Here is a 19,157-nt window from a genome sequence, read left to right as displayed (position 1 = left end):
ATTCAATTCGGATGGGGCCGGCTGCGAAAGCCGGCCCCGGCTTGCTCTTGAAGGGAGGCTCAAAGCAAGCCTTTTTCCTTGTAGTAACGCTCGGCGCCCGGATGAAGCGGTACAGGCATTCCCTGGGTCGCGTTTTCCAGCGTGATCATCTTGGCGGCCGCGTGCGCCGACTGCAGTTCACCGAGGTGTTCGAACATCTGCTTGGTCATCTGATAGACCGTTTCTTCGGACACGTCCTCGCTCGTGACGAGGAAGTTGACGACCGCGACCGTTGCGACATCAGCATCCTGCCCTTGATAGGTCCCGGCCGGAATCGTGCCCGCGATATAGGGCGGTCCGAGCTTCGCCGTAACATCCTCTGGGACGGCCACGACCGTGATGTCGACAGAGGTCGAAAGATCCTTGATGGACGCAACGCCCAGTCCCGCCGACTGCAGCGTGGCATCCAGCTGGCGGTTCTTGATCAGCTCCACGGATTCGGCATAAGGCAGGTATTCCGTCTTGCCGAGGTCATCATAGCTCATGCCCGCGGCTTCGAAAATCTTGCGCGCGTTCAGTTCCGTGCCGGATTTGGGCGCTCCGACCGAGAGCGCCTTGCCTTTCAGGCCCTCGAAATCGGTGATGCCGCTCTCCTTGGCGGCAACGATCTGGATATAGTTCGGGTATATGGCCGCGACGCCGCGAAGCTTGTCGAGCTTTTCCTTGAAGCCGGCTTCCGCGTCGCCTTCCCAGGCAAGCTGGACGGAATCGCCGAGCGCGAATGCCAGTTCGCCCTTGCCCCGCTGCAGCAGGTTGAGGTTTTCGACCGACGCTTTCGTCGATTGCACCTGCGTCCGGACTCCGGGGATATTCTCTGCGTAGATCTTCGAAAGGCTCACGCCGAGCGGATAATACACGCCCGATGTGCCACCGGTGAGAATATTGATGAATTCATCCGCCTTCGCCGATGTCGAGGCAATTGAGACCGCAAGCGCGGTTGCCGCGGCGAAAGCATATCTGTGGAAACGGTAAGACATTTTTCTCCTCCAATTGTGCAAGCGCCGTCTCCCAAGTTCAGCGCTGCAAATAATCTTAACGGAGCCAGCCGCACATAAGAAACTTTATTAATTACAATATGTTATATTGATTCCCGGTTTTTCCCACGGCAAGAATCCGCCGACAATCCAAGGGAATTGGCGGAATCTTGCCAACTCGCGAGTTTCCGCGGTCCCGCAATGCCGGAGCAAAAACCTGTTGTGCTGGCTCCAAGAGATCAACGCACAGCTTTGCCGCCGCCGATCCCGAGCGGCGGGAAACCGGATATCCGTCAGCGCAGACCAGAACTTCACCTTGACGCGACCTGCGCTCAAAGCTCAATCGACTCATCCACGCAAGACAAAGACCGGAAAGTGCGCGTGACCGCCACCGCGAGGGTATGCATTCCATTAAATCCACATATCACTACAAAATTGCGCTTGGCAGAATTAATATGAATGATTATCCTCCTCTCAAAATGGAGGAAATCGATGAAAACCAATGAGGGCGTCATCAAGACGTTTATCGAGGCCGGCATCACGCGCGGCTTCACGCTGCCGGGTCTCGGGATCACATGGTCGCTGCCGGCGTTCTTTGACCGCAAGGATGAATTCGAGTTGGTGCTGGCGCGCTCCGAGCAGTCGGCTTCGGTGATGGCCCAGGTCGCGGGCAAGCTCACCGGCCGTCCGGGCCTGTTGATGGCGCAGGGACCATTTGCGAGCTCCACCGGCGCTTTCGGCATTCTGGAGGCGTATTTCTCCTCGACGCCGATGGTCGTGCTCACCGACACCTCCTGCTATGACGGCTTCGCCCAGTATGGCGTCTACCAGACCATGACCGGCGATTACGGCGCGGGCGACGCCTTCGCGGTGATGAAGACCATGACCAAATACGCCACCTACGCCACCACGCCGGCCGAAGCGATCTACGGCACCCAGCTTGCGGTCAAGCACGCCATGACCCCGCGCCAGGGACCGGCGGCGGTGGTGATGCGCACCAACATCATCAAGGAGGAGGTGCCGGAGCATCCGCGCGCCAAGCTCTACCCGACCGAGGGCTATCTGCGTTCGACGCCGATGAAGCCGGATGGCGATGCGCTGCACAGGATTGCCGAGACCCTGAAGGCGGCCGAACGGCCCGTGATCATCGCCGGCAATGGCGTCTATATGAGCCGCTCGGGCGAGATGCTGTCGCGGCTTGCCAATCGCGAGGGGATCGCGGTGGCCTCCAGCTATCACGGCAAGGGCGTCATCGACGAGACCACGCCGATCGCCGTCGGCATGATGGGCAACTGGGCGGCGAAATCGGCGAACCGCATGGTTCAGGCCGCCGATGTCATCCTCGTGCTCGGCTGCAGCCTCGGCCCGGAATATACCCGCTTCCGCGACGAGAAAATGATGCGTCCGGGCGAACAGACGATCCTCCAGGTCGATCTCGACCCGCTGAATGCCGGCTGGGTGCTGCCGGTCGACATGGCGGTGACGGCGGATGCCGCCGATGTGATCCGCTATCTGCTCGATGCCTCCGGCGTTGATCAGGCGCAGGCGGAAAAGCGCAAGGACTTCATCGGCAAGATCAAGGCGGACAATCGCTATGGCGACCTGCCGCATTTCAAGACCCGCCCCGGCACGGTGCATTACGCCGATATCATGCGCGCGCTCGACGGCTTCCTGACGCCGGACGACTTGCTGACGCTCGATGCCGGCACCAACCGCATCTGGGCAACATCGTCGCTGCCGCTCAGAACGCCGCATCAGCTGGTCGCCCCCGGCGGTATCGGCGGCATGGGCTGGTCGACGCCGGCTGCCACCGGCGCCAAGGTCACATGCCCCGAAAAGCGCGTCACCGGCGTGATCGGCGATGGTGGCTTCGTCATGACCATGGATGCGATCGCGACGGCGGCGGAACACAATCTTGACGTCGTCTATGTGGTCGCCAACAATGCCGGCCTCGGCATGGTGCGCGACAATCTCGGCAACAAGGCGATCGGCGTCGATTTCGGCGATCATGACTTCGCCAAGGTCGCCGAGGGCCTCGGCGGTTCCGGGATCACGGTGACGGAGGCCGACCAGATCGGCGATGCGATCAGGGAAGGCCACAGGCGCGGCGGCCCGGTCGTCATTGACGTCAAGGTCGACCCGGCGGCAAGCCACCGTGATTGCTCGGATTACGACGATCTGCCGGATCCATCCGCCCTCAAATAGGAATTTTGTCCTTCCCGCGCCTTTCAAAGCCAATGACAAACAGGCGCGGGATGGGCTAAACAGGGGTCATGAGCGAGGAAAATCAAACAAATGATCAACCTGTCCGGCGGCGCGGCCGCCCGCGGCAGGATATCGGGGCCGCGGCCCTGAACGAGGAGCGGCCGTTCGTCAGTTCGCTGGCGCGCGGCCTTTCGATTCTGCGCGCCTTCCGGGCGGATGACAAGGTGCTGGGGACACAGGCGCTTGCCGAGCGCACCGGCCTGCACAAGACCACGGTGTCGCGGCTGCTCGGCACGCTCACCAAGCTCGGCTATCTGCGCTATATGCCCGAATACGGCAAATATGCCGTCTCCAACCAGGTGCTGACGCTCGGTTATGCGGCGATCGGCCGGTTCGGTTTCGGCGAGCTTGTGCGTTCCCACATGGACCAGATGGCGGCGGAAGGCGATTGCGTCGTGGCGCTGTCAGTGCGCGATGGGCCCGATATGATGTTCGTGGAACTGGTGCGTCGGCCCACGGCGGTGGCGCTCAATCTCAATGTCGGCTCGCGCATTCCGCTGGCCGAAAGCGCCCCCGGCCGGGCCTATCTGTTCGCCATGGGCGAGGAGGAACGCGCCGAGGCGTTTGCGCTGCTGGCCGGCATTCACGGCGATGCCTGGGCGAAGGAAAAGCGCCCGGCGCTTGAGGCGGCTCTGTCGCGCATGGCCGACAACGGCTATTCGGATTCCTTCGGGGAATGGGTTGCCGGCCACAATGCCGTCGGCGTCGTCCTGCGCGCGCCGATGACCGGCGACATCTATACGCTGAGCGTCGGCGGCAATGCCCGCAACCTGCCGCCGGAAAAGCTGAAATCGGTCCATCTGCCGATGCTGATGCGCGCCGCCCAGGAAATCTCCGCGCTGTCAGCCAGCAATTTCTAGATCACCTAGCAGATCGTTCATCGAACGCTTGGGGTCTCAGCGTTTGACCCGGGCATATCCCTTGCGCAGCAGCGGCCAGCAGAGCGTCAGCGCGGTGATGACGAACAGAAGGGCGGCGATCGGGCGCTCGAAGAACGCCCAGAAATTGCCATGGGTCAGGATCAGGCCCTGACGCAGCGACATTTCGATGGTCGGCTGCAGCACCATGCCGATCACGATCGGTGCGACCGGGAAGCGGAAATGCCGCAGCACCACGCCAACGACGCCGGCGATGAAGGCAACCCAGACATCGAAGGGATTGCCGTTGACGCCGTATGCGCCGACGGTGGCGATGATCAGGATCAGCCCGATCAGGATCGGCTCGGGAATGCGCAGCACCCGGGTGAACAGCGATGCGCCCAGCGCGCCGATCGCGAACATCGCCAGATTGACGATGATCAGGCAGAAGAAGATCGCATAGATCAGGTCGAGATGATTGGCGAAGAGCTGGGGGCCCGGCGCAATACCCTGCACCACCAGCGCGCCGAGCATGACGGCGGTCACCGGATCGCCGGGAATGCCAAGCGAGAGCGTGGGCACCAGCGCCGAGCCGGTAACGGCATTGTTGGCGCTTTCGCAGGCCACCAGCCCGTCCGGCTCGCCCTTGCCGAAATTGTCCTTGTGCTTCGAGGCGCGCCGGGCCTCCGAATAGGCGATGAAGGCGGCGGTGGCCGCGCCCGTGCCCGGCAGCGCGCCCACGAAGGAGCCGATCAGCGAGCCGCGCAGCAGCATGCCAAGCCGGCCCTTCCATGCGGCTAGCGGCGGCATGCGGAAGCCGACCCGCATCTGCTCGGGCGCCGGTCCGTCGCGATCGATGGTCAGCACCCGCATGAACATTTCCGAAAAGGCGAACAGGCCGACGATCACCGGAATGAGGCCGATGCCGGCGGACAGCTGGAAACTGTCGAAGGTGAAGCGCAAATCGCCGGTGACCGGGTCATTGCCGACGGTGGCGAGCAACACGCCGAGCGCGCCGGCCGTCAGCCCCTTCAGCAGATTGCCCGAGGAAACGCCGGCGATGCAGGTCATCGCGAACAGGCCGAGCGCGAAATATTCGATCGGCGTGAACTGCAGCGAAAAGGCCGCAAGTGACGGGCCGGCCAGCACGAAGACGAGCACCGAGAAAAGCCCGCCAATGGTGGATGAGGTCGTGACCCAGCCAATGGCGAGATCGGCCTCACCGCGCTGGGCCATCGGAAACCCCTCCAGCGCGGTCGCCGCCGATTGCGGGGTTCCGGGGGTGTTGAGCACGATCGCGGTGATCGAACCGCCATAGACCGAACCGCAATAGACGCCGAGCATCAGCGCGATCGCCGGTATTTGCGGCATCGAGAAGGTGAAGGGCAGCACCATGGTGAGCCCGATCACCGAGCCGAGCCCCGGAAGGACGCCGACGATCACGCCGACCAGCGTTCCGGCGACGATGGCGAGAAGTGTCAGCGGTGTCGCGATCTGGGTTGCGGCCGAAACTATGAGGTCCATGAAACGTCCCTGGTTATCGGTTTGACGGGGTCACCACGGCCACGAAAAGCCGGGCAGAAGGATCAGGAACACCCGCTCGAACAGGAACCAGACGGCGAGCGAATAGCTGACAGCGACGGCGGCGAGCACAAGAATATCGCGCCGGCCCAAAATGGCGGGAACCACGATCGCGAAGATGATGCTGGATGACAAAAAACCGATCACCGGCATCGCGGCGCAATAGCCTGCCGTTGCCGCCATCAGCGCCAGCATGCGCAGCGCGGGCTTAAGCGCCGGCAGCTCCGAACCGCGATGGCGCGCACCCGGCAACAGCAGGATCAGGAGCGCGATCAGGAGGGCCATCACCCCGAGCACGAAGCGCGGGAAGAAGAAAGGACCCCGACCCTGACTCGCGCGGGCAAAGGCGCTGATTTCCTCGAAGGTCTGGATGAAGAAGACGAGGACGAGGAGAGCGAGCGCGCCGATGACGGCCGCCTCGCTGATGCGCGCTGCCAGCGATACCTTGCCGTCGCTGATCTGCCGGTCGGCCATGCTTCCTCCAAGCCTGTTTCGACGTGACAAAATTGATGCCGGCAGGGTCTGGCCTGCCGGGATATCGAGACAATAGATAGCCTATTTTCACCGTCTTCAGAAAACCATGGGCTGTCCGGGACGACTGCCGCCAAGGGACGGCAGCCGTCGGAAGATCAGTTCGCCAGCAGCCCGGCCTTTTCGAGCAGCTTGCGGTTGGTTTCGTATTTTTCGTGCACGAAAGCGTCGAAATCGGCCGCATTCATGTAGGCGATCGGCTGCTTGACCGCTTCCATACGCTCCTGGAAGGGCGCGGAATCGATCGCTGCCTTGCAGGATGTCTCCAGCCTGGCGATGTCTGCGTCTTCCAGACCTTTCGGCGCGACCAGGCCGCCCCAGATCGGGAAATCGAGATTGTAGCCCTGCGCAGCGGCAGTCACGAGGTTCGGCTGTTCAGCGAGCTTGTCCTTGGAAAGCAACGCCAGCGATTTCAGTTGATCCGCATTGCTGGTGTAGAAGGACACGTGGGGAATGAACACGTCGGCTGTACCGTCAAGCAGCGCCTTCAGCGCTGGACCGTCGCCATCGACCGGCAGATAGGTCATCTTGATGCCGGCGGCATCTTCAAGAGCAAGACCGGCGATATGCGGGATCGAGCCGATCGCCTGCACGGCGAAGGTCACGCCTTCCGGGTTCTCCTTGGCGTAAGTGACGAGCTCTTCAAGGTTGTTGAACGGCGAATCCTGCCGGACCGCGATCACCGTCGGCGCCGAATAGGCAAGGCAGATATAGTCGAAACTGTCGACATCATAAGGCAGCTTGCGCAGATGCGGCTGCGTGGTCAGCGGGCCAACCGGGGCCATGCCGAGCGTGGTGCCGTCCTTCTTCGCGCGGGCAACCTCGCCTACGCCGATCGTGCCGCCTGCGCCGGCGGTGTTCTTGACCGCCACGCTGACGCCGAGCGATTCCGACATGCCTTCCTGCATGGCGCGGGTGGTGATATCTGTACCGCCGCCGGCCGCAAACGGCACCACGATGGTTACAGGACGGTTGGACTGGGCCTGTGCGCCGCCTGTCAGGGTGACAAAGGCCGCGGCGACTGCCATTGCGGATACGAGGCGGCCCGTGGCCCCCTTGGCTGATTTCATCATGAATCTCCTCCCAAATATTCACGCGCTCCGCCAGGAGCTCTGGCAAAAACCATTGGCAGAATGCCAAAAGTTCTGCATAGTGGTATTATGTACCATTTTTAATACGGGTCAATCCCTCATTAAAAGGGGAAGGCCAAAGGGAGGATATATGGAAAGGGTGAAGGGCAGAACCGCGCTGGTTACGGGGGCTGCGGACGGGCTGGGTGCCGCGATTGCGGCACGGCTCGCCGCCGAGGGCGCGCGGGTCGGCATCATCGACCGCAGCCCGGAGGCGATCGACAAGGCGCGCCAATCCCCGGAACTGCGCGACGCCGTCTTTATTGCCGGCGACCTGACCGATGGCGATGACATCGCCCGGATGATGACGGAGTTTGCCGACAAGGGCATGACATTCGATATCCTGGTCAACAATGCCGGCGGATCACTGCATACGCCCAAGGCCTTTCTGGAGGAAAGCGATGACGATTGGGAGCGGGTTATGGCGCTCAACGTCACGGCGGCCGTGCGGGTCAGCCGTCATGTGCTGCCGGGCATGGTCAAGGGTGGCTTCGGCCGGGTGATCAATCTCGGCTCCAAGGCTGGGCGCTATGGCAGCCTGTTCACCGGCGCGAATTACGTTGCCGCCAAGGGCGCAATCCAGTCGATGACGCTGCAGATGGCGCAGGAATTCGGCCCCCATGGCATTACATGCAATGCCGTCTGCCCCGGCGCGATCCTGACGCCGCGGGTCGAGCGGCTGTTGAGCGAGCGGATGTCACCGGAAGAGCGGCAGAAGGCGGTGGAGGCCATTCCCGTGCGCCGCAACGGGCGGGTCGAGGATGTCGCCGCCGCCGTTGCCTTCTTCGCCGCCGACGAGGCCGGCTTTATCACCGGGCAGTTGATGGACGTCAATGGTGGGCAGGGGATGGCATCATGAGCGGGCAGAACGCGAAGCGCACGCCGCTGACGGCGCTGGTTACCGGCGGCTCGGGCTTTCTCGGGCAGGCGCTGACGGACGCGCTTGCCGAGCGCGGCGACAAGGTGGTCGTGTTCGACCTGAACCTGCCGGCGGAAGACGCCCGCCTGCCGGGCGTTACCTATGTCGAGGGCGATGTCACCCAATCGGGCGCGACCGAGGCGGTGATTGCCGGCTTCGGGATCGACGCCATCCTGCACCTGGCCGCTCTTGTGATCCCGGCCTGCAGGTCAAACCCGGTGCTTGGCGCCAAGGTCAATGTCATCGGTCATATCAATATCCTCGAGGCGGCGGTGAAGGCGGGCATAGAGCGCGTCGTCTACGCAAGCTCGCTCGCCGCCCGGCCGCGCGGACCGCTGGCTTCCCCGGTCAATCTCTACGGCGTCTTCAAGCATTGCTGCGAGGAGATATCGAAGGTTTATTTCCTCGATCACGGCCTCGGCTCGGTCGGGCTGAGGCCGAATGTCGTCTATGGTCCCGGCCGCACCAGCGGCGAGACCGCCGCGATCACGCTTGCGATGCGAGCGGCGGCCCGGGGTGAGGCTTATGAATTACCGTTCTCCGGGAGGATGTGTTTCCAGCATGTCGACGAGGTGACCGAGATATTCCTGCGCTGCCTCGACAAGCCGGCAAGCGCGCCGGTTGTCAGCGACCTGACGACCGAGATCGAGTCCATGCACGACGTCGCCGATGCCATCCGCACGGTCGTGCCCGGTGCTGCGATCACCGTGGCGGATAATCCGCGGCCCGTGCCGGAGACGATGGACAACGCCCCGCTGCGCGCCTTTCTGGGCGCCTGGCCGGCCATATCGCTCAAGGAAGGAACGCGGCGGACGATCGAGGCCTTTCGCGAAACCGTCGAAAGCTGATAGCCTGAGCGCGCCTGTTGAAACGGGCGAAGTTCGGGAGCATCAAACTGTGGTGACGATCAAGCCCGCTGGTGACCAGGCCGTGACCGTGGAATTTGCCGATGTGATTGACGTGGGGCCGTCAACGCCGGCGTGATCGCGCGCGCCGACAGTTTTGAAGGCGCGGCCGAGCGCGGGTATCGTCGAGACCGTCCCGAGCGACCGTTCGCTGCTAGTCTATTACGATCCAGCCCGCATTCGCGGCAGCGCGCTTGCGCCGCTGCTTTACGAACGGACCGAGCATCTTCCGAAGGGTAGGGAAGTCGCCCGACGGCATTTCGACCTGCCCGTCTGCTTTCAGGGTGATGACGCGCTCGATCTCGCAGCCCTTGTCGACATGAAGAACATGGGTTTCGAAGAGCTGATCCCGCTCCATACCGCGACCGATTACCGGGTCCACATGATCGGCTTTGCGTCGGGCTTCGCCTATCTTGGCGGCCTGCCGAAGGCATTGCATACGTCACGGCTCTCTGTGCCGCGCCAGGAGGTGGTGGCGGGGGCGGTCGGCATCGGCGGCGCGCAGGCGGCGATCGCCTCGCTATCCGGTACCAGGGATGGCTCTATATCGGACGCACACCGCTTCGAATGTATGATCCGCAACGCGCCGACCCCTCCGTGTTTCGCGCCGGAGATCCGATCCGTTTCTTCGAAATCGGCGGTGTCGAGATGGCGGCTCTCGAACGCCGCGCGACAGAGACTCACGAACGATATCCAGATGAAACCGGATTTTATGGTAAAGTCGCTTGACGAAACGATCCCCTGCCCCGATTTCAATTAATGACGGTGCACCTTGGGCAGCATTGAGAAGACTCGGTGCGCTCCGTATATGACGAAATAGCCTCGGACATCCTGTCCCAAGTCCACGTCTTGAAGGAATTTGAACCTTCGATCGCGACGTTTTGATATTTATCCCGCAAAACTCGAATATATGAATACCGGCTTGACCGGTTTGGGATGACAAAAACGGGCTCGTAGAAGGTCAGGGCGCGAAGAGGCTCCGCTTTCGGCTCACATTCAAGAACGAGAGCCGGGCCTGATCAGGTCTGCGGCCTTTTCGGCGATCATCACGACGGGCGAGGCCGTGTTGCCGGACACGATTTTGGGCATGATCGAGGCATCGATGATCCGCAGACCATCAAGCCCCCTGAAACGCAGTTGCGGATCGACAACGGCCTCGTCGTCAACGCCCATGCGGCAGGTTCCGACCGGATGGAAGATCGTGGTTGCAATGTTGCCGGCTGCCGACAGCAGGGCGTCATCGCCCTCGACCGCCGGCCCGGGGAGAATCTCCTCCGGCGCGTAAGGCTTCAGCGCCTTCGCCGTCATGATCCTGCGGGCCTGCCTGATGGAGGCGACCGCAATGTCCCTGTCCCTGGCAGCCGAGAGATAATTCAACCGGATTTCCGGCTGTGCCGCTGCATCAGCAGTCGTGATGTGGCTGGCTCCAACGCTTTCGGGCCTGAGATTGCAGACCGAAACCGTGATCGCGGGGAAAGCGTGAAGCGGCTCCCCCAGCCTTTCGGTTGAAAGCGGCTGGACGTGATATTCGAGATCGGGCATTTCCAGCGATGGATCGGATTTCGTAAACATACCGAACTGGCTCGGCGCCATCGACATGGGTCCCGATCGCGTCAGTCCGTATTCGAGCGCGATTGCCGCCTTGCCGTAAAGAGAGTGGACCATGGTGTTGAGTGTCTTTGCATTTTTGACCTTGTAGACCGTGCGGATCTGCAAATGGTCCTGCAGGTTTTCACCCACGCCCCGTCTTGCGAAACGGGTGTCTATCCCGAGAGCAGAGAGCCGTTCCGGGTCGCCAACGCCTGAGAGTTCGAGGATTTTTGGCGAGTTGATCGCACCGGCTGAAAGCAGGACTTCAGCGTCTGCACGGGCCGTGAAGGCCGCGCCCTTGTGATGAAACCGGACGCCCGTCACCCGCCGGCCCTCGATGATCAGGCGTTCGGTCTCGGCGTGGGTGACAAGGCGCAGATTTGGCCGTTTCAGGGCGGGCCGCAAAAAGCCCTTGGCCGTGTTCCAGCGCACGCCGTTCTTCTGGTTGACCTCGAAGAAACCGCTGCCCTCATTGCTGCCATCGTTGAAGTCAGGGCGCGGCATGATGCCGAACTCCTTCGCGGCTTCCTGAACGGCCTTGAGAATTTCCCAGCGCCCGCGCTGACGGGCGACTTTCCACTCTCCGCCGCTGCCATGCATCGCGCTTTTGCCCGCATGGTGATCCTCGGATTTCAGGAAATAGGGCAGAACATCATCCCATGCCCAGCCGACATTGCCGAGCTGACGCCAGTGGTCGTAGTCGGCGGACTGGCCGCGCATGTAGATCATGCCGTTGACGGAGGTGCAGCCGCCCAGCACCTTGCCGCGGGGATAAACCAGGCTGCGCCCGTTGAGACCCGGTTCGGCGGCGGTCTTCATCATCCAGTCGGTGCGCGGGTTGCCAATGCAATAGAGATAGCCGACGGGTATATGGACCCAGTGGTAATTATCCGAGCCGCCGGCCTCCAGCAGCAGCACGCGGCAGGCCGGGTCCTCGGTCAGCCGGTTGGCGAGAACGCAGCCCGCCGTCCCCGCCCCGACGATGATATAGTCATAGCTGCCGTCCAGTTTCATCCATCGGTCTCCGAAGCCGCCAGATCACGCCAGACCGGATCCATCGCCCGGATTGCCCGGCGCCATATTTCATAGCGCCTGTCATAATGGGCGCGCATGTGCGGATCGGGCGCGAAGGTGCGGGCCGGCCGGGTCATGCTGGCGACGGCCGCCGCCTCATCGGGATGGATGCCGACGCCGACGGATGCGGCGATCACAGCGCCCAGCGCTCCGGTTTCGCGCGCTTGCGCCACGGTGACCAGGACGCCAAGCCCATCGGCGAACATCGCCGGCCAGTGCGGGGACCGCGCGCCGCCGCCCGCAAGCGCCGCCCTGTCGAAGGTGACCCCGGCCTCCGCCAGCACTTCGATGTGGCGGCGATGCTCGAACATCACACCCTCGTAGAGCGCGCGCAGCAGATGCCCTTCCCCATGCCAGCCGGCCAGCCCGAAAAAGCCGCCGCGCTGATGCGCGCCAAGACGCCCGCCATAGAGAAAGGGGTGAAACATCGGGTCTTCCCGCCCCGGCGTCACGCTGCCGACGGCGTCATTGACGAAACCGAAGGGATCGTCGTGATGGCCGCCGCGCTCCACGAAAGTCCTGACATACCATTCAAGATTGGCCGCCGATGTGGCGCTGTTTTCCATGTTGGCAAACCGGTTGCGGCCATAGGCCGAGACCATGAAGACACGATCGTCGCGCACAGGCACATCGGAAAAGACCTGGTTGATCGACCAGCTTCCAACGATAATCGAGGCCGCGCCGCTGCCGACCGCGCCCGAACCCAGCGCGGAGGCCACCACATCGAAATAGCCGGCGATCACCGGCGTGCCCTCGGCAAGCCCGGTCGCCTCCGCCGCCGCCTTGGTTACAGTGCCGACAATGCTGGTCGGCTCGACAAGCTCAGGCAACAGCCGTTCGGCATCGTCGAGACCGTAGAGCGCGAGCAACTCGCTGTCATAGGCGGCCTCGGGCAAACGAAGCAGGCCGGCGCCCGACATATCCGAAATCTCGCTGGCTTTTTTCCCGGTCAGATGCCAGCCTATGACGTCCTTGGCGAAAAGCAGCGTCCCCGCCCGCGCATAAAGGTCCGGACGATTGGCCTTGAGCCATGCAAGCAGCGTCGGGGTTTGCGACGGCCATGGCCGCTGAAGGCAGATCGCGTGAAGCGCGTCGCCTCTGGCGGCATCCAGTTCACCGGAAAGGGCTGCCGCCCTGGTGTCGAGCGACTGTATGCCGATCAGTGCTTCATCGTCCCTGTCCAGCAGATAGAGCCCGTTTCCGTGCCCTGCCATGCCGATGGCGGCGATTGCGGATGGCGGACAGCCACCGGCCTCGAGGCAGCCCCTGATCGCGACCCGGGCATTGTCCCAAAGCTCGGTGACGGATCGCTCGACCATGCCGGGCGCGGGCGTTTCGGTTGCGCCATCGATGGCGTGAGTGGCGATCTGCCGCCCCTCAAGATCGAACAGCACCGCCTTGATTACGGTGTTGCCGGCATCCAGCCCCAGCAGATATCTTGCATGATCAGCCACGATTATAGATGTCCCACGCTTCATCGCCGCCGGCGCCGTCATGGATGATCGCCATCAGGGCCGCCACCACCGCCTTCGGATTGTCATGCTGATAGATGTTGCGGCCATAGACCATGCCTTTTGCGCCTTGCGCTACCAAGGCCGCGGATTTGGCGAGCACCGCCTTCAGATCCTCCTTGCCGCCGCCGCGCACCAGCACCGGCACGCGCGCCGCCTCGACCACGCGATGAAAATCCTCCGGATTTTCGGTCGGGTCCGCCTTGATGATGTCGGCGCCCATTTCACTTGCCAGCCGCACCAGCGTCACGATCTTCTCGGCGTCCCCATCGACCTGATAGCCGCCGCGCACGTCATTCGGCAGCATCACCAGCGGCTCGATCATCAGCGGCATGCCGTATTTGTGGCAGGCCGCGCGCACGCGCGAGATGTTTTCCACGCACTGGCGGAAAAGCTCGGGCTCGTCGGGCAGCATGAACAGGTTGACCACCACGCAGGCGGCATCCATCTCGAGCGCGCCCATGATCGGCTCATCGGCATTCTGCAGCATCGACCACATCACCCGATGGCGCTGGTCATTATAGGGATTGCCCATGTCGATGCGCATCACCAGCGCCGGCTTGTCCTTTTCCGGACGGCCCTGCAACAGGTCGGCCGGGCCATAGGCCATCTGGATGGCGTCGGGCTTTGCCTTGATCAGGCTGTCGACAACGCCGGCCATGTCCTCAAGGCCGACCAGGAAGCTCGGCTCGTTGCAGACCCCGTGGTCGATGGCGACATCCAGGCATCCGCCATTGGTGAACAATCGATTCATGCGGGCTTTCGTGCTTATGCGCATTGCCGGCTCCTTGTCTCTGCTCTCTGTTTCAGAATTTCCGGCGGAACCCCGTGATAGTCCCGCAACTCTTCGATAACCGCCTGGCATTCGCGCGCCCTGCGGGCGTCATCCCAGCCAAGCTCTTGCGCCATGACGGCCGCAATCGCCTCGATCTGACCGTGATCAATCCTGCCGGTGATGGCGAGCGACGTCCGGCGCAGGATGATATCGGACAGGTGCTCGACATGCTCGTCGGCCGTGATCAAGGCGATTTCCGCGTCAGTGAGCTCAAGTCCCGCGACCGGCACGTCATCCGTTCGGGACGCCAGAGCCTTCAATAATGCACGCGCCCGCGTCCCGTAGGCGTCCGCCATGTGCGTTGCGCGCGAATGGCTGATGCCGAAGGTGTCCATCAACTCGCTGACCAGCAATTCGGGCCTTTCCGGGTAATCGCGCCCGCCGCCGATCGGCAACGCCTCGGTTCCCGTGATCCGTTCCCGCCCGAGTTCCGTCAGCACCGCATTGGCAGTCTGCTCCGAAAATGCCCTGAACGATGTCCATTTGCCGCCGACCATGCAGAATTGCGGCACCGGTCCGTCGATGCGATGCACCTTGTGGTCACGCGAGATCCGTCCGGTGAAATCGTGGTCGCTGACCGGCAGCGGACGGATGCCGCTATAGCTGAAGACCACGTCGCTCTGCTGAATGGCGATTTCGGGAAACACCAGTTTCAGAGAACCGAGTATATAGGCAAGCTCCTCATCCTCGCAGCGCGTGCGACCGGCATGCTGAACCCTGATATCCGTCGAACCGGCAAGCACTTTGCCCAGATAGGGAAAGACGATGCAGACGCGGCCATCCGTGTTCTCGAAGTAGATCATGTGACCATTGAGCGCCGCATACAGTCTGTCATTATGGATGATGAGGTGCGAACCCTTGGTGCCCGAGACCAGCGGCCCGCCCCCTTCCCCACGCGGCGCGATCTGGGCGTTCACCTCGTCAAGCCAGGCGCCGGAGGCGTTGACGATGACGCGGGCGGAGAGAGCATAGCTGTTGCCGGTCTCCCTGTCCGTCACCGCGAAGCCCTCGCCCTCAGGGCTGATCTCGGCATAGTTGAGCGCGATCGAAGCCGGCGCGGCGCTTTCCGTATCCAGCACCAGCTCCACCCCCAGCCGTTCGGGATAGGATATCCAGGCGTCGTAATAGGTGGCCGAGCAACAGAGCCTGCCGGTGAGTTCCGGCCACTTCCGACGGGTCTTCGCAGCACCCCGGAATGTGTGTTTCGGCAGCCTGCTTCGCCCGCGCGTGATCATGTCATAGAGGGTCAGGCCGAGTTTGATCGGCAGCGCGCCCCGGCTTGATGGCTTGCCCGATCCGCCGAACAGGGTCGCCGCCGAATTGAACAGGCCGGATACATAGGAGGTGATCGGTATGGTGGTCGGCAACGGCCGGACCATATGCGGCGCGTTGGCAAGCAGAGCGTCGCGCTCGGCAAGGGATTCGCGCACCAGATCGAACTCGCCGTTTTCCAGATAGCGAAGGCCACCATGGATCATGCGCGACGGAGCGGCGCTGCAGCCGGAGCAAAAGTCGTTGCGCTCCACCAGCAGCACGCGAAGGCCCTGCAGCGACAGGTCGCGGAAAACCCCAAGACCATTGATGCCGCCGCCGATCACGACGACGTCGAAGACGCCGTTTGCGGCCAGTTTCTCGAAGCTTTTCGCTCTTTGCGCAGACATAGGGGCTCCGTTCGCCGGAGCGGGCTCCGGCGTTCTCAAATTCCAATATTGCGGTCGGTTAACCGTCCAGTTCGCTCAGATGGGTCGCGACGGCGCTGCTGATCGTTTTCTTTTCCTCCTCGGAAAGCCTGAGCCGGCCCGCCGCGGCGTTCTCGCGCGCCTGTTGGGCATTTCTCGCCCCACAGAGCGAAAAGGTGATACCCGGCTGGGCCAGCGTCCATGCGATCACCACCTGCGCCAGACTGGCGTCGTGAACGCTGGCGATCGGTGCGATCTCGCCCATCAGGGCAGCGACCTTCCGCCGGTTTTCGAGCGAGAAACGGGGATTGTCCTTGCGCTGATCATCGCCGCTGAACGTTCGCTCGGGCCCCATCTTTCCGCTCAGAAGGCCGAGCGCCAGCGAGGAGTAACTCAGCACCGAAACGCCGTTTTCTACGCAGACCGGAAGCAGCGTGGTCTCGATATCCCGTTTGACCATGCTGTATTCTTCCTGGATCGCGTCGAGCTCCCCCGCGGCCAGATAGGCTACGATATCCTCCGCCGAGGTATTGCTGGCGCCGATCGAGCGGATCTTGCCTTGCCGTTTCAACTGCTCCAGCGCCTCCATCGTCTCATCGACGGGCGTTGTGGGATCCTGCCAGTGGGTGATGTAGTGATCGATATAATCCGTCTTGAGACGCTTCAGGCTCTGCTCGATTTCATAGACGATCGAATCCTTGCCGAGATAGCGATGAACCGGTTTTCCGTCGTAGTCGAAGAAGTGATTGCCCTTTTGCATATGCCAGACAAGACCGCATTTGGTTGCCAGCACCACCTTGTCACGCCGTCCGGCAAGCGCCTTGCCGACGATCTCTTCGGCCAGACCCTGGCCATAGGCGGGCGCGGTATCGATCAGCGTGATGCCCTCATCAAGGGCGGCGTGAATGGCCTCGATCGAGCGCGCCTCGTCCGTGCCGCCCCACATCCAGCCGCCGATTGCCCAGGTGCCGAGACCGACCACGGAGGCCTCGATGCCGGAGTGTCCGATCGGGCGCTTTGCCAATTCATGCGACATTCTTAGACCTTTCCATTTCTGCGAGGACCGCATTCACAGTCCCCTCATCCAGGATCAATGAATCCAGGTATTTTCCGTTCAGAACCGTCTGGATCGGCCGCACCTTGTGCGGGCCGGAGGCGACGCCGATCACCGTCCGGCACCCTGAGATCTCCGAGGGCGCGACGGCCACCAGCCGCGAGTTCAGTTCGTAATTCGCGAGGCTTCCGCCCTCCAGGATCAGGTGGGCCATGAACTCGGCTGATACGCCGAGCCCGACCATCATCTTCCGATCCTCCTCCGGCACCGGATTGAGGTCGTAATAGCTCGATCCGCTCGGCTCGATGGAGCCGATGCCGGTGAGCGCAAGATTGGCCGCGCGCGCCAGATCGAACACCTCGCGCACGGAAGACATTTCCTTGAGCATTTCGCATTGCGCCCGGCTTTCGGCGAAAAGCGGCGCATGCACCATCAGCGCCCTGCCCCCGAGCCGTTCGGCAAGCCTCGAGGCCAGATTATTGACGTCGGTATAGAACTTGCCCTGAACGCCGCCCGTCAGCGGCACCACGGTGACATCGAAACTACGGTCGGCGACCAGGTTGTCGACCGTCGCGCTGACGGCCTTGCCGCCGGTAATGGCAATGACGTCGCCGTCGCGGACATTTTCGAGGATGACGCTGGCCGCGGCCTTGCCGACCTGCTGGAGGTTGGTTTCAGCATTCGCCGACACCGTCGGCGTAATCACCGCCGAACGCAGGGACGTCGCCTGTACCAGCGTAGCTTCAAGCTCCATCAGGCGCTGATAGGGAGTTTCGATATCGATCCGCACCATGCCGAGCCTGCGCCCCTGGGCAATCAGCCGGTTGACCTTGGAATGCGACAGGTTGAGCCGCTGCGCGATCTCCGATTGCTTCATCCCCTCCAGGAAATGCAGCACCAGAACGGTGTGCATCTGACGGGCAGTTTCAAAATCGAGATTGTGGTCGAGCATGTCCGTGCCCCTTCTATCCGCGCACTTTGTGGAGGTAATGATCGATCGAAACCGCCGACAGCAGGATCGAGCCGCGTATGATATCCTGCCAGTAGACCGATACGTCCAGCAGCGCCAGCGAACTGGAAACGACCGACAGCAGCACCGTGCCCAGGATCGCACCGAAAATCGTGCCCGAGCCGCCGCTGAGACTTGCTCCGCCAATGACGGCGGCGGCAATCACATTGAGTTCCATACCGATACCGAAGGTCGGCTGGGCCGAGCCAAAGCGCGCCATGTAGATGACGCCGGCAACGCCGCAAAGCGCCGAACACAGCGTGGTCGTGGAGAAGATCACCCGCTTGGTGCGAATGCCGGAATAGGCGGCCGCCTTCTCGTTGCTGCCGGTGTAGAACACCTTGCGGAACAGCGTGGTCCGGCGCAGCGCGAAGTCGAATGCGACGACGACGACCAGAAAGATGACGATCACCAACGGCACCGGCCCGATCGCGCCCTGGCCGATGAACTTGAACTCCGGCGGCAGGGTGTAAAGCCCGAGCGGCCGGCCTCCGGTCGCCAGCAGGCATATGCCGCGCGCGATCACCATCACCGCCAGCGATACGATGAAGTGATGCAGGCCGACGCGCGTGACGAAAAAGCCCATGAAGGCGCCGATGCCTGCGCAGGCCGCGACCGATATCGCCGATGCGACCCAGGGATCGACCCCATGGAGATAAAGCCAGCCGCCGATCACCATCGCAAGCGCCGTTACCGAGCCTACGGAAAGATCGATGCCGCCCGAGATCAGCAGGATGGTCATGCCCACCACCACGATCCCCTCCACCGCAAAGGCCATCGCCATCGCGCGCATATTCACCCAGGTCAGGAAATAGGGCGAGGCAAAGGACATCACGATGAACAAAACAAGAATGATCGCGATCAGACCGGTCTCGCGCATTCTGAACAATCTTTTCAGCGGGCTTGTACCGCCGCGTCCCGGCTTTGGCGCTGACATTTCCATAGCAGTGTCCACCTTCCCCTCCCTCAGGCAGTCTGTTTTCGATGATCGAGCACGGATGCCAGATGCATTATGTTTTCCTCGGTCATCGCCTCACCCGTGACCTCGCCGCTGATACGGCCCTCGCGCACCACAAGGATACGATCGCAAATGCCGATCAGCTCCGGCAGTTCGGACGAGATCGCCACGATGCCGACGCCGGCCCGCGCCAGATCGCGCAGAATGCGATGAATTTCGGATTTGGCGCCGACATCGACGCCGCGC

16 protein-coding genes and 1 pseudogene are annotated in these 19,157 nt (G+C 62.5%); 5 read left to right on the top strand and 12 right to left on the bottom strand.

The features are described 5' to 3' along the window. Positions 1 to 59: 59 nt before the first annotated feature. A complete protein-coding gene (locus B4E36_RS16435; protein WP_292057069.1) occupies positions 60 to 1,016 on the bottom strand; it encodes a TAXI family TRAP transporter solute-binding subunit in 957 nt (318 codons plus the stop codon). Between the two features lie 489 nt (positions 1,017 to 1,505). On the opposite strand from B4E36_RS16435, the gene B4E36_RS16430 reads away from it, so the two are divergent. Beyond that, positions 1,506 to 3,218 (top strand): thiamine pyrophosphate-binding protein, encoded by a 1,713-nt coding sequence (locus B4E36_RS16430; protein ID WP_292057072.1) that lies wholly within the window; start codon positions 1,506 to 1,508, stop codon positions 3,216 to 3,218. Between the two features lie 68 nt (positions 3,219 to 3,286). Further along, positions 3,287 to 4,138, top strand: a complete 852-nt coding sequence (locus tag B4E36_RS16425; RefSeq protein ID WP_292057073.1) for an IclR family transcriptional regulator — start codon at positions 3,287 to 3,289, stop codon at positions 4,136 to 4,138. 36 nt (positions 4,139 to 4,174) lie between these two features. Here B4E36_RS16425 and B4E36_RS16420 read toward each other — a convergent pair whose 3' ends face one another. From B4E36_RS16420 to B4E36_RS16410, 3 genes are all read right to left on the bottom strand, one after another. After that, on the bottom strand, positions 4,175 to 5,659 hold the full coding sequence (locus B4E36_RS16420; RefSeq protein ID WP_292057078.1) for a tripartite tricarboxylate transporter permease: 1,485 nt from the start codon (positions 5,657 to 5,659) through the stop codon (positions 4,175 to 4,177). A 30-nt stretch (positions 5,660 to 5,689) separates the two neighbouring features. Continuing rightward, complete coding sequence (locus B4E36_RS16415) at positions 5,690 to 6,190, bottom strand: tripartite tricarboxylate transporter TctB family protein (RefSeq protein ID WP_292057081.1); 501 nt, start codon at positions 6,188 to 6,190, stop codon at positions 5,690 to 5,692. Between the two features lie 155 nt (positions 6,191 to 6,345). Beyond that, complete coding sequence (locus tag B4E36_RS16410; protein WP_292057082.1) at positions 6,346 to 7,317, bottom strand: Bug family tripartite tricarboxylate transporter substrate binding protein; 972 nt, start codon at positions 7,315 to 7,317, stop codon at positions 6,346 to 6,348. Between the two features lie 151 nt (positions 7,318 to 7,468). Here B4E36_RS16410 and B4E36_RS16405 point away from each other — a divergent pair, with 151 nt between their 5' ends. The 3 genes from B4E36_RS16405 to B4E36_RS16395 all read left to right on the top strand — a co-directional run bounded on the left by B4E36_RS16405 (position 7,469) and on the right by B4E36_RS16395 (position 9,961). Then, the gene (locus B4E36_RS16405; protein WP_292057084.1) at positions 7,469 to 8,236 is read left to right on the top strand and encodes an SDR family NAD(P)-dependent oxidoreductase; all 768 of its coding nucleotides are present in this window, start codon (positions 7,469 to 7,471) and stop codon (positions 8,234 to 8,236) included. Next, positions 8,233 to 9,144 carry an NAD-dependent epimerase/dehydratase family protein gene (locus B4E36_RS16400; RefSeq protein WP_292057086.1) on the top strand — a complete coding sequence of 304 codons (912 nt, stop codon included), beginning with the start codon at positions 8,233 to 8,235 and terminating at the stop codon, positions 9,142 to 9,144. The genes B4E36_RS16405 and B4E36_RS16400 overlap by 4 nt, the downstream gene beginning before the upstream one ends. A 154-nt stretch (positions 9,145 to 9,298) precedes the next feature. Continuing rightward, positions 9,299 to 9,961, top strand: coding sequence for a carboxyltransferase domain-containing protein (locus B4E36_RS16395; protein WP_292057088.1), 663 nt, complete (start codon positions 9,299 to 9,301; stop codon positions 9,959 to 9,961). Between the two features lie 236 nt (positions 9,962 to 10,197). On the opposite strand, the gene B4E36_RS16390 is transcribed toward B4E36_RS16395, so the two are convergent. From B4E36_RS16390 to B4E36_RS16355, 8 genes and pseudogenes are all read right to left on the bottom strand, one after another. Then, positions 10,198 to 11,805: a GMC family oxidoreductase gene (locus B4E36_RS16390; RefSeq protein WP_345900580.1), complete on the bottom strand. Its 1,608-nt coding sequence runs from the start codon at positions 11,803 to 11,805 to the stop codon at positions 10,198 to 10,200. Beyond that, positions 11,802 to 13,319 carry an FGGY-family carbohydrate kinase gene (locus B4E36_RS16385; protein ID WP_292057091.1) on the bottom strand — a complete coding sequence of 506 codons (1,518 nt, stop codon included), beginning with the start codon at positions 13,317 to 13,319 and terminating at the stop codon, positions 11,802 to 11,804. Before B4E36_RS16385 ends, B4E36_RS16390 begins: the two co-directional genes overlap by 4 nt. Then, positions 13,312 to 14,154: a class I fructose-bisphosphate aldolase gene (locus B4E36_RS16380; protein ID WP_292057093.1), complete on the bottom strand. Its 843-nt coding sequence runs from the start codon at positions 14,152 to 14,154 to the stop codon at positions 13,312 to 13,314. Before B4E36_RS16380 ends, B4E36_RS16385 begins: the two co-directional genes overlap by 8 nt. Next, entirely contained in the window at positions 14,145 to 15,872 is a 1,728-nt protein-coding gene (locus tag B4E36_RS16375; protein ID WP_292057095.1) for a glycerol-3-phosphate dehydrogenase/oxidase, read from the bottom strand. Before B4E36_RS16375 ends, B4E36_RS16380 begins: the two co-directional genes overlap by 10 nt. Before the next feature lie 58 nt (positions 15,873 to 15,930). Then, the gene (locus B4E36_RS16370) at positions 15,931 to 16,926 is read right to left on the bottom strand and encodes an aldo/keto reductase (protein ID WP_292057097.1); all 996 of its coding nucleotides are present in this window, start codon (positions 16,924 to 16,926) and stop codon (positions 15,931 to 15,933) included. Next, on the bottom strand, positions 16,916 to 17,896 hold the full coding sequence (locus B4E36_RS16365; protein ID WP_292057099.1) for a sugar-binding transcriptional regulator: 981 nt from the start codon (positions 17,894 to 17,896) through the stop codon (positions 16,916 to 16,918). Before B4E36_RS16365 ends, B4E36_RS16370 begins: the two co-directional genes overlap by 11 nt. Before the next feature lie 13 nt (positions 17,897 to 17,909). Next, entirely contained in the window at positions 17,910 to 18,896 is a 987-nt protein-coding gene (locus tag B4E36_RS16360; RefSeq protein WP_292057101.1) for an ABC transporter permease, read from the bottom strand. A gap of 23 nt (positions 18,897 to 18,919) precedes the next feature. Further along, a pseudogene (locus B4E36_RS16355) lies at positions 18,920 to 19,157 on the bottom strand (D-xylose ABC transporter ATP-binding protein); the annotation flags it as partial.

The sequence above is a fragment of the Martelella sp. UBA3392 genome, from assembly GCF_002358775.1.
GTDB lineage: Bacteria > Pseudomonadota > Alphaproteobacteria > Rhizobiales > Rhizobiaceae > Martelella > Martelella mediterranea.
Note: the sequence above shows the minus strand (reverse complement) of the source record. Positions and strands in the feature narration are given on the sequence as shown.